Here is a 15,325-nt window from a genome sequence, read left to right as displayed (position 1 = left end):
CCTGCCGCCGGCGCGCGACGGCGCCGGCGCCGCCTCGACTGCGCGCATCACCCGCTCGGCGAAGCCGGGCCGGGCGTGGCGCTCGACCTGGCGGCGCAGGCCGTCGCGCGCCGCGTGATAGCGGGTCCAGGTGCGGACCAGCGCGTCGTCGTGTCCCAGCCGACGCAGCAGGAAGCGCGCCTGCTGGGTATCCAGCTCGCCGTCCATCCACGCGGACAGCTGCAGTTTGACGTCGTCGCTCATGGCGTGGGGTCCTCTTGATCCGACAGCAGCGGCCGCAGCTTCTCGTCGATCGCCTCGCGCGCGCGGAAGATGCGCGACCGCACGGTGCCGATCGGGCAATTCATCGCTTCCGCGATCTCCTCGTAGCTGAGCCCGTCCACTTCGCGCAGCGTGATGGCGGTACGCAGCTCCTCGGGCAGCTGTTGGACCGTGGCGAACACGGTTTGTTCAATTTCCTGGCGCAGCAGTTCGTGCTCGGGGGTGGCGCGGTCGCGCAGGCGCGCGCCGCCGTCGGCGTGCTCGGCGTCCTCGATGGCGAGATCGCCGGTCGGCGGACGCCGCCCCTGCGCGACCAGGTGGTTCTTGGCGGTGTTGATCGCGATCTTGTACATCCAGGTGTAGAACGCGCTGTCGCCGCGGAACGAGCCGATCGCCCGGTAGGCGCGGATGAAGGCCTCCTGGGCCACGTCCTCGCACTCGCTCCAGTCCGCGATGTAGCGCGAGATCACGCCCACGATCTTGTGCTGGTACTTGCGCACCAGCAGATCGAAGGCCCTGGTGTCTCCGTGCTGCACGCGCTCGACCAGCGCGCGGTCCACTTCGTGCTCGCCCATGCGGGCCGCTCTCCCTCGGCGCCGACCTGGCCAAGCGCCCCGGTGGGACCGCCGTCCAGGCCATAAGTTCTCGACATGGGGCCGCGCGCCGCGGCCTCAAGGCATCCCCGCCGCGCCGGATGCCGCCGCCAGCAGGCGCTCGCGTTCGGCCAGCATGTTCTCGAACGCGGTCGGTGCCAGCGGCCGGCTGAACAGGTAGCCCTGCAGTTCCTCGCAGCCGTGCGCGCGCAGGAACTCCAGGTGCTGCTCGATCTCCACCCCCTCGGCGATCACCGCCCGGCTCAGATTGTGCGCCATCGACAGGGTCGCCTTGACGATCGCCTCGTCGTCCGGATCGACGCCGATGTTGCGCACGAAGGTCTGGTCGATCTTGATGCGGTCGGCGGGGAAGCGCTTGATGTAGTCCAGCGAGGACTGTCCGGTGCCGAAGTCGTCGATCGAGATGTGGCAGCCGAAGTCGTGCAGCGTCTGCAGCGTCTCCAGCAGATTGGGAATGCTCTTGACGTTGATGCTCTCGGTAACCTCGAGGTCGAGGGTGGACGGCTCCAGCCCGGTCTCCTCCAGCACCGAGCGCACCAGCTCGGCCAGGTTCGGCTGCATCAGCTGCAGCGGCGACAGGTTGACGCCGATGCGCAGCGGCAGGCCGAAGCGCTGCTGCCAGCGCCGCGCGTCGCGGCAGGCGGTGCGCAGCACCCACTCGCCCATCGACACGATCAGGCCGGTTTCCTCCGCCAGCGGGATGAAGAAGCCGGGGCTGATCATGCCGAGCTCGGGGTGCTCCCAGCGGATCAGCGCCTCCATGCCGACGATGTCCTCGGTCTGCGCGCTGACCTGCGGCTGGTAGTAGACGCGCAGCTCGCCGTTCTTCTCCGCTTGGCGCAGTTTCGCCTCCAGCGCGATGCGCTGCTGGTGCGATTCCTCCGGTACCGCCACGTAGGCCTGGTAATTGTTGCGGCCCATGCCCTTGGCGCTGTACATCGCCACGTCCGCGTGCTTGAGCAGGCGCTCGGCGGTGTTGCCGTCGTCCGGATAGAAGGCCACGCCGATCGACGAGGTGATGTGCAGCTCGGCGCCGTCGGCCAGGGTCAGCGGCGCCTCCATGATGCGCACGATCTTCTCGGCGATGCGCAGCACGTCCTCGCGCTGGGTGATGTGGCGCAGGATCAGGGTGAACTCGTCGCCGGCGTAGCGCGCGACCGTGTCGGAAGCGCGCACGCTGGCGCGCAGGCGTTTGGCCACCGCCACCAGCACCTCGTCGCCGACCGAATGGCCGAGCGAGTCGTTGATGTTCTTGAAGCGGTCGAGGTCGACGAACAGCACCGCGAACATCTCGCCGGTGCGGTGCGCCTCGCGGATGGTGGTCTCCAGGCGGTCGTTGAACAGCAGGCGGTTGGGCAGCCCGGTCAGCGCGTCCTGCAGGCCCTTGGCGCGGCCCTGCTCGCGCGCGCGGCGCAGCTCCAGCTCGAAGGCGAAGCGCGCGGCGGCGACGCGCAGGGTCTGCAGCATGCCGTCGCCGCCGGCGATCGGCGCGCGCGCGCCGACCAGCAGCGCGCCCAGCACGTTGTTGCGCTCGTCGGCCAGCGGCATGCCGACCAGGCCGTTCAAGCCCAGCGTGCGCACGAAGGCGTCGGCTTCGGCCAGGCGCTGCGCGTCCTCCGCGTGCGCCACCGTCTCGCCGTCCAGCACCAGCTTGAGGGTGGGCTGGCGCAGCAGGTCCGGCGCGTCCGGCGGCAGGCCGATGCGCTGCACCAGCGCCAGCGGCGTCGGCGTGCCCGACTCTTCCGGGCGCGCCGACAGCACGATGACGAAATCCAGCGCCAGCGCTTCGGCCAGCAGTTGCGCGGCGCGCTGCACGCCCTCGTCGCCGCTGCCGGTGGCGAGCATGCGCGTCAGCAGGGCCATCGCCGCCTGCATGCGGTGCAGCTCGCCGAGCGAGCGCACCACGCTGAAATACACCAGCCGGCCGTCGCGCACCGCCAGTTGCGTGGTGACCTCGACCGGATAGGTGGTGCCGTCGGCGCGCGGCTTCTCGCAGCGGTAGACGGCGCGCCCCTCCTGCTCCACCCGCCGCTGGAACTCCAGCCGTTGCTCGCGGCCGTGGCTGGCGTCGATCCAGTCGAGCGGCCGCCCGACCGCGCGCGCCGCGCTGAAGCCGGAGCGCCGCTCGAAGGTGGCGTTCACCTCGAGGATGGCGCCGCTCTGCGGATCGGACACGACCAGTTCGTCGCGGCTGCCGTCGAAGGCGAAGCGGTAGCCGTCGCCGCCGTTCGCCGCCGCCGGCGACGCCGCGCCGCGCCGCTGCAGGGCGGCGCGCACGCGCACCAGCGCCTCGGCGGCGTCCACCGGGCTGCGCAGCCAGTCGACCACGCCGGGCGGCGGGCGATGGAAACCCCACACGCGGCCTTGCGACTCGGCGGCCAGGATGCCCAGCAGCGGCAGCTTCGCGTAGCGCGGATCGCCGTGCAATTGCGTGCAGAACGCCACCGCCTCGCGCGCCTCGCCGACGAAATCGATCAGCACCAGGTCGACGGCGGGGTCCTGCGCCAGCAGGGTCCGCGCCTGCTCGACGTCCTTGGCCGTATAGATGGCTTCGAACTCGTGGCCGTCGAGGGCGTCGAACAGCGCACGGCGGTCGTCGCGCTGGCTGGCGACGATCAGCAGGGAGCCCGCCTTGCCTGCCTCGCTCATGCGCTACACCACCCAGCGTCCGTCGCGCAGACGCAGGCGCGTGGCGGCCGCGGCGTCGTAGCGCAGCCGCGCGACCTCCTCGTTGAAACCGTCGGGCATGGCGATGCCGGCGTCCATCAGCACCACCCGGCGGTCGAAGGTCGTGCGCGCGCGCGCGATCTGCCGCAGCAGCACCGTGTTGGGGGCGCGCAGGTGCGGTGCGGCTTCGGCGAACACGTACACGCCGAAGTGCATGCTCTGCAGCACGTAGCGCAGCGCGTCGGCCATGCGCTTGGTGCCGGGCACCGGCACGTCGCCCTCGCGCAGGCTGCGCAGCCCCGCTTCGTCCCGCCACACGTACACCGACTGGCCGGTGCGGCGCGCCAGCAGGCGCAGCTGGGCGACCAGCGCGTCCTGGTCGGCGGCGTCGAGCAGCACCAGGTTGTGTTCCGCGCCGAGGATGCGCTCGAACAGGCCGGCGCTCCCCTGCATGCCGCCGCCACGTTCCACGATCGACCCGCCCTCCCCTGAATGCGCCCGCACCTTAGCTCGCGGCCGCCGCATTGACCAGAGCCGCGCGATGTCGGGATCATAGCCGGACGTCAGCCGCGGGACTGCGCACATGTTCGAAGGATTGCGCTTCAACCACTGGAGGACCGAGCGCGACGCCGAGGGCATCGTGGTGCTGAGCCTCGACCGCGCCGGCGCCGGCGTGAACGCGCTGTCCCGCGCGGTGCTGGACGAACTGGCCGAGATCGTCGAGCGCCTCGGCATCGAGCGCCCGCGCGGCGTGGTGATCCGCTCCGCCAAGGAGGCCGGCTTCATCGCCGGCGCCGACATCCGCGAGTTCGAGCAGTACGAGAAGGCGGGCACGGTGCAGGACGCCATCGAGAACGGCCAGCGGGTGTTCGAGCGCCTGGCCCGCCTGCCCTGCGTCACCGTCGCCGCGATCCACGGCCACTGCATGGGCGGCGGCACCGAGCTGGCGCTGGCCTGCCGCCAGCGCGTCGCCAGCCGCGATCCGAAGACGCGCATCGGCCTGCCCGAAGTGATGCTCGGCATCCACCCCGGCTGGGGCGGCACGGCGCGCCTGCCGCGGCTGATCGGCGCGCCCAGGGCGATGGAACTGATGCTGACCGGCAGGACCGTCGCCGCGGAAGCCGCGCGCGCGCTCGGCCTGGTCGACCAGGTGACCGCGCCGGAACTGCTGGTCGAGGCCGCCAAGGAGCTGGTCCGCCATCCGCGTCCGCGCACGTTCGCGCAGCGCGCGCTGGCCTGGGCGACCAACACATGGCCGGCGCGACAGATCCTCGCGCCGGTGATGCGCAAGCAGGCGGCGGCCAAGGCGCGCCCGGACCACTACCCCGCGCCGTTCGCGCTGATCGAGGTCTGGCGCCGCGGCGGCGGCGACATCGGCCAGCGCCTGAAACTGGAGGCGCGCTCGGTGGCGAAGCTGGCGCAGACGCCGACCGCGCGCAACCTGATCCGCGTGTTCTTCCTGCAGGAGCGCCTGAAGGGCCTCGGCGGCGGCGTCGAGCACGGCATCGGCCACGTGCACGTGGTCGGCGCCGGCGTGATGGGCGGCGACATCGCCGCCTGGTGCGCCTACCGCGGTTTCCAGGTCACCCTGCAGGACCGCGAGCTGAAATACGTGCAGCCGGCGCTGGAGCGCGCGCGCGCGCTGTTCGAGAAGCGGCTGAAGACGCCCGACCGCGTCGGCGCCGCGCTGGCGCGGCTGAGCGCCGACGTCGAGGGCACCGGCGTGGTGCAGGCCGATCTGGTGATCGAGGCGATCTTCGAGAACGCCGAGGCCAAGCAGCAGCTCTACCGGACGGTGGAGCCGCAGTTCCGCGAGAACGAACTGCTGGCCACCAACACCTCCAGCATCCCGCTGGACGAGCTGCGCGGCGGGCTGCGGCATCCGGAGCGCTTCCTCGGCCTGCACTTCTTCAACCCGGTGGCGCAGATGCCGCTGGTCGAGCTGGTGCGCCACGACCGCCTCGACCCGCAGGCCGAGAAGCGCGCGCTCGCCTTCATCAAGGCGATCGACAAGCTGCCGGTGCCGGTCAAGGGCACGCCGGGCTTCCTGGTCAACCGCATCCTGATGCCCTACCTGCTGGAAGCGATGCACTGCTACAACGAAGGCGTGCCGGGCCCGGCGCTGGACCGCGCGGCGAAGAAGTTCGGCATGCCGATGGGACCGATCGAGCTCGCCGACACCGTCGGCCTCGACGTGTGCGCCTCGGTCGGCAAGGAACTCGGCCCGTTCCTCGGCGTCGAGCTGCCCAGGGGCATCGACGCCCTGCTCGCCGCCGGCAAGCGCGGCAAGAAGGACGGGCAAGGCTTCTACGTGTGGGAGAACGGCAAGCCGAAGAAGCCGGAGCTCGATCCGAACTACGAGGCGCCGGCCGATCTCGAGCAGCGCCTGATCCTGCCGATGCTCAACGAGGCGGTGGCCTGCCTCGCCGAAGGCGTGGTCGACGACGCCGACCTGCTGGATGCCGGCGTGATCTTCGGCACCGGCTTCGCGCCGTTCCGCGGCGGCCCGATCCGGCACATCCGCAGCGTCGGCGCGCCGACCGTGAAGGCGCAACTGGAAACGCTGGCGCAGCGCTACGGCGCGCGCTTCGCGCCGAAGACCGGCTGGGACAGCGAGGCGTTGCGCCCGCAGGCCTGAGCGCGATCACCACACCAGGTCGTCGGGCACGCCGTCGTCGGCGTCGCCCGCGCCCGGCTCGACCAGCAGCGCCAGCGCTTCGGGCGCGATCGCCTGCGCTTCCAGCGCGACCGCGCGCGCGACGATCAGGTAGCGGCCGTTGTGCTGGACGACGCCCAGCTCGCCGGCGTTCAGCGCGCGCAACTGCTCGGCGTCGACGTGCACGCGGCGGATCTTGTCGCCGTAGCTGAAGTGGCGCAGCAATTCGGCGTCGTCGCGGTTGAGCGCCTTGCCGTCCAGAAGCTCCTGCAGCCTGCGCTTGCGCTCCTTGCGCTCGCGCGCGCGTTCGGCGGCCTCGCGCTCCAGCCGCGCCCGCTCCTGCTTCTCGGCCTGGGCGCGCAGCGCATAGGCCCGGCCGAGATCGATCTCCTCGCCGCGCGCGCGCCGGCGCGGTTCGCGCTGCTCGCGCGATTCGCGCCGCGCCTGTTTCTCTTCGCGAAGTTGTTTGACGATACCGCTCTTCAGCAGTTGCTCGCGCAATGATTCGGTCATCGCGGCTTCCCCGGAAACAGCAGATTGGGCGCCATGCCCGCGAAAGCGGCATTCCGGCTCGCCGGTTTGCCGTGGATGCCCGCTTTCGCGGGCATGACGTCCGCAGGGTTGTCGAATCTTCCTCAGTAGTGCGGCGGCGGCTCCTCGCGCACGTCGTGGCCGAGCGCGACGCGCAACGTGGCCAGCTCCTCGCGGATGTCGCGGAAGGCGCGCTCCAGCGCCAGCAGGCGCTGCGTGCGCTCGGCATCGGAGGCGGACAACGCCGCCACGGCGTCGTCGAGGAACGCGAAGCGCACCTCGAGTTCGGTCAGGCGTGATTCCAGCGTCGCCGCCACGGGTGCCCCTCAGCCGGCGCGCGCCGTCAGGCTGCGGCCGCGGCCGATGCCGTAGTAGGCGATGCCCGCCTGCTCCACCGCTTCCGGATCGTACAGGTTGCGGCCGTCGAACAGCGCCGGCGTGCGCAACGCCTCGCGGATGCGCGCGAAGTCGGGGCTGCGGAAGATCTTCCACTCGGTGACGACGGCGAGCACGTCGGCACCCTGCAGCGCCTGGTACGGCTCGTCGCACAGCATCAGGTCGGCGCGCTCGCCGTAGATGCGGCGGGTTTCCGCGCGCGCCTCCGGGTCGTAGGCGCGCACCGCGGCGCCGGCGTTCCAGAGATCCTCCATCAGGCGCCGGCTGGACGCCTCGCGCATGTCGTCGGTGTTGGGCTTGAACGCCAGGCCCCACAGCGCGACGGTCTTGCCTTTCAGCGCGCCGTCGAAGTGCCGCGCGATCAGCTCGAACAGCTTGCGCTTCTGGTCGGCGTTGACCGCCTCCACCGCGCCGAGCAGCCGCGCCTCGTAGCCGTGCGCGCGCGCGGTGCGCTCCAGCGCCTGCACGTCCTTGGGGAAGCACGAGCCGCCGTAGCCGGCGCCGGGGTATATGAAGTGGTAGCCGATGCGCGGGTCCGCGCCGATGCCCTGGCGCACCAGCTCGACGTCGGCGCCGACGCGCTCGGCGATGTTGGCGATCTCGTTCATGAAGCTGATCTTGGTCGCCAGCATCGCGTTGGCCGCGTACTTGGTCAGCTCGGCGGACCGTTCGTCCATCAGCACGATGCGCTCGTGGTTGCGGTTGAACGGGGCGTACAGCGTCTTCAGCAGCTGCACCGCGCGCTCGCTGGACGAGCCGATGATGATGCGGTCGGGGCGCATGCAGTCGTTGACCGCATCGCCTTCCTTGAGGAACTCCGGGTTGGAGACGACGTCGAACGTCGCCTGACTGCCGCGCGCGGCGAGTTCCGCGGCGATCGCCGCGCGCACGCGGTCGGCGGTGCCGACGGGCACGGTCGACTTGTTCACCACCACGGTGTAGCCGGACATGGCCTGGCCGATCGTCTTCGCCACCGCGAGCACGTAGCGCAGGTCGGCGCTGCCGTCCTCGTCGGGCGGCGTGCCGACGGCGATGAACACCACATGGCCGTGCGCCACGCCCGCCGCGGCGTCGGTGGTGAACTCGAGGCGTCCCGCCGCGTGGTTGCGCTTGACCATCGGCTCCAGGCCCGGCTCGTAGATCGGGATCTCGCCGCGGTCCAGCCGCGCCACCTTGTCGGCATCCACGTCCACGCACAGCACGTGGTTGCCCATCTCGGCGAGGCAGGCGCCGGTGACGAGTCCCACGTAGCCGGTACCGAAGATCGTGACCTTCATGCGGATGTTCCCTGCGCAGTCGGACCGCGCATTGTAGGTGCGGAGACGCCACCCGGCCACCGCCGCGAAAAAACGACGGGGCGCGGATCGCCCGCGCCCCGTCGCGTGTACGCGCTGCGGATTACTTGCCCTGCGGCTGCGCCTGCTGCTGGGCGGCGGGCACGTTGGCCTTGAGCAGGGTGACGTCGAACAGCAGCGTCGAGTTCGGGCCGATCACCGGGCTGGCCGCCTTGTCGCCGTAGGCGAGGTTGGCCGGGATCGCGAACTTGAAGTGGCTGCCCTCGGGCATCAGCTGCATCGCTTCCTTGAAGCCGGGGAACACGCTGGCCAGCGGCAGCGACGCCGGGCCGCCGTGGTCGGCGGAAGCATCGAACTTGGTGCCGTCGACCAGGGTGCCGGTGTAGTTGATCTGCACCGTGTCGTTCGGGCCCGGCTTCGGGCCGGTGCCCATCGTGACCACTTCGTACTGCAGGCCGGACGGCGTCACCTTCACGCCGGGCCGGGTCTTGTTCTTGGCGAGATAGGCGTCGCCCGCCGCCTTGTTCTTCGCGGCCTCGGCCTTTTCCTGCGCCTCGGCCTTGGCCTTCAGCTTGGTGACGAACGCCTGGCGGATGGCCTGCGCATCCTGGTCGCTGAGCGCGGCCTTCTGCCCGGACAGCACCGTGCGCAGCGCCTCTGCCACCACGGCCGGGTTCAACTCTTCGCGCACGATCGGCGGAATGTTGTTGGCCATGTCCATGCCGACCACGTAGCTGGCCTTGTCCTTTTCGGTGGTCGGCGCGGCCGCCAGCGCGGTGCCGACGATGCCCAGCGCCGCGAGCATGGCCGCCGCGGACAGCGTGGGACGCAGAACGTGCTTCATCAGTGTGTACCTCTGTGATGGGATTTCCGGCGATGCCGGCGGGCCGCCAGGGTGGGAAGGCGGGCGCCGCATTGTGCGGCGCCCCCCGCGCCTTGGCAACGTGATCGTTGGACGCCGTTCACATCTCCGGGTTCCGCATCGCCTGAACGGCCGTTCAGGCGCGGGCGGCCGCTACACTATCCGGATGCTCGCGTTCGACGCCCTCACCCTGCGCCGCGGCCCGCGCGCGCTGTTCCGCGACGCCAGCCTCGCCATCCATGCCGGCTGGCGGGTCGGCGTGAGCGGACGCAACGGCAGCGGCAAGACCAGCCTGTTCGCCCTCGTGGCCGGGGAGCTCGCGCCCGACCTCGGCGATTTCCGCCGCCCGCGCGAATGGACGCTGGCCTGGGTGCGGCAGGAAACGCCGGCGCTGGCGTGCACGGCGCTGGAGCACGTGCTCGACGGCGACGCCGAACTGCGTGCACTGGAGCGCCGGCTGGCCGAGGCCGAGGCGGCGCACGACGTCGCGCGCCAGGCCGCGCTGCACGACCGCCTGCACGCGATTGGCGGCTACGCCGCGCGCGCCCGCGCCGCGCAGCTGCTCGCCGGCCTCGGCTTCGCGCCGCAGGACCACGCGCGGCCGGTGGCGGAGTTCTCCGGCGGCTGGCGCATGCGCCTCAACCTCGCCCAAGCGCTGATGACGCGTTCGGACCTGCTGCTGCTGGACGAGCCGACCAATCATCTCGACCTCGACGCGGTGGTCTGGCTGGAACAGTGGCTGCGCCGCTACCCGGGCACGTTGCTGCTGATCTCGCACGACCGCGAGTTCCTCGACAGCGTCACCACCCATACCCTGCACATCGCCGAGCAGCGGCTGGAGCTGTTCGCCGGCGGCGTCAGCGCCTTCCGCCGCGTGCGCGCCGAAAGGCAAGCGCAGCAGCAGGTGCTGGCCGCGCGCCAGGCCGAGCAGCGCGCGCGCATGCAGGCCTTCGTCGACCGCTTCCGCGCCAAGGCGAGCAAGGCCCGGCAGGCGCAGAGCCGGCTGAAGGCGCTGGAGCGCATGGCCGAGATCGTGCCGCCGCGCGAGGAAGCCGTCCTGCCGATCGCCTTCGCCGAGCCCGCCGCGCTGCCCCATCCGCTGCTGCGGCTGGAAGACGCCGCCGCCGGCTACGACACGCGCCGCGTGCTCGACGGCGTCTCGCTGAACATCGCGCCGGGCGACCGCATCGCCCTGCTCGGCGCCAACGGCAACGGCAAGTCCACGCTGATGAAGCTGCTCGCCGGCGCGCTGCCGCCGCAGGGCGGCGCGCGCACCGAAGGCAAGGGGCTGGTGATCGGCTATTTCGCCCAGCACCAGCTCGAGCAGCTCGATCCCGCGGCGACGCCGCTCGAGCACCTGCGCCGGCTCGATCCGCGGCTCGGCGAGCAGGCCGGTCGCGATTTCCTCGGCCGCTTCGGCTTCTCCGGCGAGCGCGTGCTGGAGCCGGTGGCGCCGCTCTCCGGCGGCGAGAAGGCGCGGCTGTGCCTGGCGCTGATCGCCTACGCCCGGCCCAACCTGCTGCTGCTGGACGAGCCGACCAACCACCTCGATCTCGAGATGCGCGAGGCGCTGGCCGATGCGCTGAACGGCTACGACGGCGCGTTGGTGCTGGTCGCCCACGACCGCGCGCTGATCCGCGCCACCTGCGACACCTTGCTGCACGTCGCGCGCGGGCGCGTCGTGCCGTACGACGGCGACCTCGACGACTACGCGCGCCTGCTCGCCCGCGAGGCGCGCGAGGAAACGCCGGCGCCGGCCGCGCCTGCCGCCGGCCGCCGCGACGATCGCCGCGATCGCGCCGAGCAGCGCGCCCGCCTCGCCCCGCTGCGCAGCGCCGCGCAGAAACTGGAACGCGAACTCGAACGGCTCGCCGCCGAAAAGCGTGAGGTCGACGCCGCGCTCGCGGACCCGGCGCTGTATGCCGGCGACCACGCCGCTCGCATCGCCGAGCTGGGCCGGCGCCAGCGCGAGCTAGCGGAAGCGATCGCCGCGGCCGAGGACGCCTGGCTGGACGCCCAGGGCGCGCTCGAAGCCGCCGGCTGAGCGCCGACGCGCTCGCCGATAAACCCTTCCTGTCAGCCGCTTGCAGCGCCTTTCTCGGCGCATTTCGCGCTACGCGCCGCAGACCCGTCCCTGACTGATGGCAGGGGTGGGGCCCGGCCTGTTGACAGGTGTCGTCATGGTGTTATACTTAACTACAACACTACTCAACACGGCCACCTCGAGAGGCTTCCATGAAAACCGGCGCACTGACTTCCCTGACGGCATCCTTCCTGGTCCTCGCCGCGGCGACGTTCGTGGCGCTGCACATGGTCCGGGTGGCTCCCCCTGCCGCGATGCCCGCCGCCCCCGCGGCACTCGGCTCCCCGGCGACGTCCCCAGCGCCGCAGCCGGCCGTCACCCTCCCCACGGTGACCGTGCGACCTTCGCGCGCGGACTGGGAGGCGGCGGGCATCGCGGCGCCTTCCTCGGGCGGCATGGCCGCCGCGGGCGGCGGCGCCGGGCTGAACCTGAGCATGCCCTACTATTCGTTCGGCGGCAGACTCGCGCACGCCGGCAAGGATTGAACCCATGACTACCACGTGGAGCGACAACGTCCCGATCTATCGCCAGCTGCGCGACCGCGTGGTGGCGATGATCCTGGACGGAGCCCTGAACGAGGGCGATGCCCTGCCCTCGGTGCGCCAGGTCGCGGCGGACTTCCAGATCAACCCGCTGACGGTCTCGAAGGCGTATCAGGAGCTCGTCGACGAACGGCTGGTGGAAAAACGGAGGGGCCTTGGCATGTATGTGATGGAAGGCGCGCGCGAAGCGCTGCTGAAGTCCGAGCGCGAGCGGTTCCTGCGCGAGGAATGGCCGGCGATCTACGCCCGGCTGAAGCGCATGGGTCTGGACATCGAGGCCCTGCTGGACGCGGCGCGCAAGCACGAGAGGAGCGGCCCATGAGCGCGGTGATCAAGGCCAGCGGCCTCAGCAAGCGCTACGGCAAGACCATCGCGCTGGACGGCGCCAGTTTCGAGATCGAGCCCGGGCGCATCGTCGGCCTGATCGGCCCGAACGGCGCCGGCAAGACCACGGCACTGAAGGCGATCCTCGGTCTGACCGCCTTCGACGGCGAGCTGTCGGTGCTCGGCATGGACCCGCGCAAGCACCGCCACGAGCTGATGCAGCAGGTGTGCTTCATCGCCGACGTCGCCGTGCTGCCGCGCTGGATGCGCGTCGCCGAGGCGATCGACTTCGTCGGCGCGGTGCATCCGCGCTTCGACCGCGCCAAGTGCGAGCGCTTCCTCGCCCGCACCAAGGTGCAGATGCGTCAGCGCATCAAGGAGCTCTCCAAGGGCATGATCGTGCAGCTGCACCTCGCCGTGGTGATGGCGATCGACGCCCGCCTGCTGGTGCTGGACGAGCCGACCCTCGGCCTCGACATCCTGTACCGCAAGAATTTCTACCAGAGCCTGCTCGAGGACTACTTCGACGAGCAGAAGACCATCCTCGTCACCACCCACCAGGTCGAGGAGATCGAACACATCCTCACCGACCTGATGTTCATCCGCGACGGCAGGATCGTGCTGGATGCGGACATGGACACGGTCGGCGAGCGTTTCGCCGAGGTGATGGTGAATGCCGAGCGCGCCGACAGCGCGCGCGCGCTCAACCCGCTCGACGAGCGCCAGGTGTTCGGCAAGGCCATTTTCCTGTTCGACGGCGTCGAACGCGCGCGGCTGGAGGCGCTGGGCGAAGTGCGGCGCCCGTCGGTCGCCGACCTGTTCGTCGCCACCATGAAGGGGACGTACGCATGAAGACCTTCGCCTGGCTGCTCAAGCGCGAGTACTGGGAGCATCGCGGCGGCTTTCTGTGGACGCCGGTGTGGATCAGTGTCGCCATCCTGATCCTGACCCTGATGGGCATCGTCACCACCGAGGTGTTCCGCGTGCAGGGACACGTGCAGATGGGCATCAGCCTCGATCGCATCCACGCCGACATGAGCGAAAGCGACATCGTCGGCGCCGGCCAGGCGCTGGACTACGCCCAGCTTGTGCTGACGGCGATCCCGGCGATCGCGCTGTTCTTCGTGCTGTTCTTCTACCTGCTCGGCGCGCTGTACGACGACCGCCGCGACCGCAGCGTGCTGTTCTGGAAATCGCTGCCGATCTCCGACACCGCCACGGTGCTGTCGAAGACCGTCACCGCGATGCTGGTCGCGCCGCTGATCGCGCTGGCCGTGGCCACGGCGGGCTACCTCGCCCTGCTGGCGCTGATCACGCTGTGGACCGCGCTGCATGGCGTCAACGCGCTGCCGGTGATCGCCGCCGCGCACCCGCTCGGCATGGCCTGGCGCCTGCTGCTGACCGTGCCGGTGGACGCGCTGTGGGCGCTGCCCTGCATCGGCTGGCTGCTGTTCTGGTCGTCCAGCGTGCGCAGCAAGCCGTTCCTGTGGGCAGTGCTGGTGCCGGTGGTGGCGATCACGCTGAACGCCTGGTTCGGCGCCATGGGCCTGCCGCACATCGACGGTTCGACGATGGCGGCCAACGCCGGCGGGCGGCTGCTGCTCGGCATCGCGCCCGGCGCGGCCTGGCATGCGCAGGGCCTCGGCCGCGGCATCCCCGGCGACGACGCGATGCAGCAGCTGGCGCCGTCGCACGTGCTCGGCACGCTGGCCACGCCGGAACTGTGGATCGGCGTGCTGGTCGGCGCCGCGCTGATCGGCGGCGCGATCTGGTTCCGCCGCTGGCGCGACGACAGCTGAGCACCGACCGCTCCCGAACGAGGAACGCGATCATGCCGACGCACAGATCTTCCCTGCTGCTCGCCGCCGCCCTCGGCGTGGCGCTGAGCGGTTGCGGCCGCGCCGCGCCCGACGGCGCCGTGGCGACGGGCGACGCCTACATCGCCATCCGCGACGGCCTGGCGATCGTGCGCGCGCGCGGCCTGCCGGACGCCAGCATCGCCGCGGACGGCGCGCTGCGCATCGGCGAGACCGCGATCGCCACCACGCCCGCGCAGCGCGAGCAACTGGCGCGCTTCCACGCCGAGGCGGTGGCGCTGCGCGACGACGGCATCGCCACCGGCAGGGCCGGCCTCGCGGTCGCCGGCCATGCGATCGGCGCCGTGATCTCGGGCCTGGCCGGCGGCGACCCCGACCGCATCGACAAGGACGTGGACGCGAGAGCGCGCATCGTCGAAGCCCGCGCGCGCAAGCTCTGCGCCGACCTGGCGCAATTGCGGACGACGCAGGACGCGATCGCGTCCGCGCTGCCCGCGTTCCGCCCCTACGCGCGCATCAGCGCCGACGACGCCGACCGCTGCAAGCGCTGATGCCGCCGCGCGGGCGGCGCCGGCGAAAAACGCAGAGCCGCCGAGTCGCCCCGGCGGCTCTCGCTCCATCACGGCACGAGCGCGCTCACTCGACGCGCGAGCCGACCACCTGGTAGGCGTTGCCGCCGAGCGCCTTGAGCGCCGTCTGGCCGAGGTCGAGCTGCCCCTCCAGCCAGTAGCGCAGGCGGAAGGTGCCGTCGCGGCGCACGACCACCGCCGCGCCATCGCCGGTGTAGATCAGATCGCCGTTGCGCAGCCCCGACTTGGCCAGGGTCTGGCCGATATTGCGGCCGTCGTTGTACAGCTTTTCGAGCTGCGCACGCGCCGGCGCGCCCGCGGCGGGCACGGCGGCGGCGAAGGTCCGGCGGGCGCCGGAGCTGCGATGCTCCACCGGCGTGTTCGCGGTGATGCGGTCGGTCAGTTCGTAGCGGTCGTTGCCCAGCGGCCGATACTGCACGCGCTCGAGGTCCGCCGGACCGGTCAGCCAGTACAGATCGTTGTTCAGGCCGCCGCGGCGCACCACCGCGCGCACCGGGCCGTTGACGAACACCGTGTCGCCGACCAGCAGGTCGGTCTCGTGGAGTTCGCCCTTGGCCGGGCGGCCGTCGTTGAGGTTCTGCTCGAAGCCGCGGCGGATCGCCGCGACGTCTGCGCCCGGCGCGGGCTGCGGCGCCGGCGCCGCCGACGGCTTGGGCGCCGGGGCCGGCGCTGCCGCCGGAGCCGGCG

The 15,325-nt window shown here is 71.4% G+C and carries 16 protein-coding genes; 7 read left to right on the top strand and 9 right to left on the bottom strand.

Annotated features, from left to right (window positions below; genetic code table 11):
* The 4 genes from MBSD_RS01740 to MBSD_RS01725 all read right to left on the bottom strand — a co-directional run.
* On the bottom strand, positions 1-243 hold a 243-nt coding region (locus tag MBSD_RS01740; RefSeq protein ID WP_148667787.1), incomplete at its 3' end, for a sigma-E factor negative regulatory protein.
* Entirely contained in the window at positions 240-836 is a 597-nt protein-coding gene (gene rpoE, locus MBSD_RS01735; protein ID WP_062534486.1) for an RNA polymerase sigma factor RpoE, read from the bottom strand. The genes rpoE and MBSD_RS01740, both read right to left, overlap by 4 nt.
* Before the next feature lie 96 nt (positions 837-932).
* Complete coding sequence (locus MBSD_RS01730; protein ID WP_062534485.1) at positions 933-3,524, bottom strand: two-component system response regulator; 2,592 nt, start codon at positions 3,522-3,524, stop codon at positions 933-935.
* A 3-nt stretch (positions 3,525-3,527) separates the two neighbouring features.
* Positions 3,528-3,995, bottom strand: a complete 468-nt coding sequence (locus tag MBSD_RS01725) for a hypothetical protein (protein ID WP_062534483.1) — start codon at positions 3,993-3,995, stop codon at positions 3,528-3,530.
* A gap of 130 nt (positions 3,996-4,125) precedes the next feature.
* Between MBSD_RS01725 and MBSD_RS01720 the strand changes: the two genes are divergently transcribed.
* Positions 4,126-6,180, top strand: a complete 2,055-nt coding sequence (locus MBSD_RS01720) for a 3-hydroxyacyl-CoA dehydrogenase NAD-binding domain-containing protein (RefSeq protein ID WP_062534481.1) — start codon at positions 4,126-4,128, stop codon at positions 6,178-6,180.
* Between the two features lie 6 nt (positions 6,181-6,186).
* Here MBSD_RS01720 and MBSD_RS01715 read toward each other — a convergent pair whose 3' ends face one another.
* The 4 genes from MBSD_RS01715 to MBSD_RS01700 all read right to left on the bottom strand — a co-directional run bounded on the left by MBSD_RS01715 (position 6,187) and on the right by MBSD_RS01700 (position 9,264).
* Complete coding sequence (locus MBSD_RS01715; protein WP_062534479.1) at positions 6,187-6,711, bottom strand: DUF2058 family protein; 525 nt, start codon at positions 6,709-6,711, stop codon at positions 6,187-6,189.
* 122 nt (positions 6,712-6,833) lie between these two features.
* Entirely contained in the window at positions 6,834-7,046 is a 213-nt protein-coding gene (locus MBSD_RS01710; protein ID WP_062534477.1) for a SlyX family protein, read from the bottom strand.
* A 9-nt stretch (positions 7,047-7,055) separates the two neighbouring features.
* Positions 7,056-8,402 (bottom strand): UDP-glucose dehydrogenase family protein, encoded by a 1,347-nt coding sequence (locus MBSD_RS01705; protein WP_062534475.1) that lies wholly within the window; start codon positions 8,400-8,402, stop codon positions 7,056-7,058.
* A 121-nt stretch (positions 8,403-8,523) separates the two neighbouring features.
* A complete protein-coding gene (locus MBSD_RS01700) occupies positions 8,524-9,264 on the bottom strand; it encodes an FKBP-type peptidyl-prolyl cis-trans isomerase N-terminal domain-containing protein (RefSeq protein WP_062534474.1) in 741 nt (246 codons plus the stop codon).
* A 184-nt stretch (positions 9,265-9,448) separates the two neighbouring features.
* Between MBSD_RS01700 and MBSD_RS01695 the strand changes: the two genes are divergently transcribed.
* From MBSD_RS01695 to MBSD_RS01670, 6 genes are all read left to right on the top strand, one after another.
* Positions 9,449-11,326 (top strand): ABC-F family ATP-binding cassette domain-containing protein, encoded by a 1,878-nt coding sequence (locus MBSD_RS01695; RefSeq protein ID WP_062534471.1) that lies wholly within the window; start codon positions 9,449-9,451, stop codon positions 11,324-11,326.
* Between the two features lie 191 nt (positions 11,327-11,517).
* Positions 11,518-11,850: a hypothetical protein gene (locus MBSD_RS15085; protein WP_148667786.1), complete on the top strand. Its 333-nt coding sequence runs from the start codon at positions 11,518-11,520 to the stop codon at positions 11,848-11,850.
* A gap of 4 nt (positions 11,851-11,854) precedes the next feature.
* A complete protein-coding gene (locus MBSD_RS01685) occupies positions 11,855-12,229 on the top strand; it encodes a GntR family transcriptional regulator (protein ID WP_062534467.1) in 375 nt (124 codons plus the stop codon).
* Positions 12,226-13,083 (top strand): ABC transporter ATP-binding protein, encoded by an 858-nt coding sequence (locus MBSD_RS01680; RefSeq protein WP_062534465.1) that lies wholly within the window; start codon positions 12,226-12,228, stop codon positions 13,081-13,083. Before MBSD_RS01685 ends, MBSD_RS01680 begins: the two co-directional genes overlap by 4 nt.
* Positions 13,080-14,030 (top strand): hypothetical protein, encoded by a 951-nt coding sequence (locus MBSD_RS01675; RefSeq protein WP_062534464.1) that lies wholly within the window; start codon positions 13,080-13,082, stop codon positions 14,028-14,030. Before MBSD_RS01680 ends, MBSD_RS01675 begins: the two co-directional genes overlap by 4 nt.
* Positions 14,031-14,062: 32 nt before the next feature.
* Complete coding sequence (locus MBSD_RS01670) at positions 14,063-14,599, top strand: YggN family protein (RefSeq protein WP_062534461.1); 537 nt, start codon at positions 14,063-14,065, stop codon at positions 14,597-14,599.
* Positions 14,600-14,684: 85 nt separating this feature from the next.
* On the opposite strand, the gene MBSD_RS01665 is transcribed toward MBSD_RS01670, so the two are convergent.
* Positions 14,685-15,325 (bottom strand): hypothetical protein (locus MBSD_RS01665; RefSeq protein WP_187300531.1); only part of this gene is annotated, 641 nt, incomplete at its 5' end.

It is taken from the genome of Mizugakiibacter sediminis (assembly GCF_000953855.2).
In the GTDB taxonomy this organism is placed as follows: Bacteria; Pseudomonadota; Gammaproteobacteria; order Xanthomonadales; family Rhodanobacteraceae; genus Mizugakiibacter; species Mizugakiibacter sediminis.
The sequence above is the reverse complement of the archived record's forward strand: the minus strand, read 5'-3'. Positions and strand labels throughout refer to the sequence as shown.

Bases quoted from the DNA above. Each gene is read 5' to 3' on its own strand.
- MBSD_RS01700 (WP_062534474.1), bottom strand. From the start codon at position 9,264: ATGAAGCACGTTCTGCGTCCCACGCTGTCCGCGGCGGCCATGCTCGCG.
- MBSD_RS01680 (WP_062534465.1), top strand. From the start codon at position 12,226: ATGAGCGCGGTGATCAAGGCCAGCGGCCTCAGCAAGCGCTACGGCAAG.
- MBSD_RS01705 (WP_062534475.1), bottom strand. From the start codon at position 8,402: ATGAAGGTCACGATCTTCGGTACCGGCTACGTGGGACTCGTCACCGGC.
- MBSD_RS15085 (WP_148667786.1), top strand. From the start codon at position 11,518: ATGAAAACCGGCGCACTGACTTCCCTGACGGCATCCTTCCTGGTCCTC.
- MBSD_RS01725 (WP_062534483.1), bottom strand. From the start codon at position 3,995: ATGCAGGGGAGCGCCGGCCTGTTCGAGCGCATCCTCGGCGCGGAACAC.
- MBSD_RS01730 (WP_062534485.1), bottom strand. From the start codon at position 3,524: ATGAGCGAGGCAGGCAAGGCGGGCTCCCTGCTGATCGTCGCCAGCCAG.
- rpoE (WP_062534486.1), bottom strand. From the start codon at position 836: ATGGGCGAGCACGAAGTGGACCGCGCGCTGGTCGAGCGCGTGCAGCAC.
- MBSD_RS01715 (WP_062534479.1), bottom strand. From the start codon at position 6,711: ATGACCGAATCATTGCGCGAGCAACTGCTGAAGAGCGGTATCGTCAAA.
- MBSD_RS01670 (WP_062534461.1), top strand. From the start codon at position 14,063: ATGCCGACGCACAGATCTTCCCTGCTGCTCGCCGCCGCCCTCGGCGTG.
- MBSD_RS01720 (WP_062534481.1), top strand. From the start codon at position 4,126: ATGTTCGAAGGATTGCGCTTCAACCACTGGAGGACCGAGCGCGACGCC.
- MBSD_RS01695 (WP_062534471.1), top strand. From the start codon at position 9,449: ATGCTCGCGTTCGACGCCCTCACCCTGCGCCGCGGCCCGCGCGCGCTG.
- MBSD_RS01685 (WP_062534467.1), top strand. From the start codon at position 11,855: ATGACTACCACGTGGAGCGACAACGTCCCGATCTATCGCCAGCTGCGC.
- MBSD_RS01675 (WP_062534464.1), top strand. From the start codon at position 13,080: ATGAAGACCTTCGCCTGGCTGCTCAAGCGCGAGTACTGGGAGCATCGC.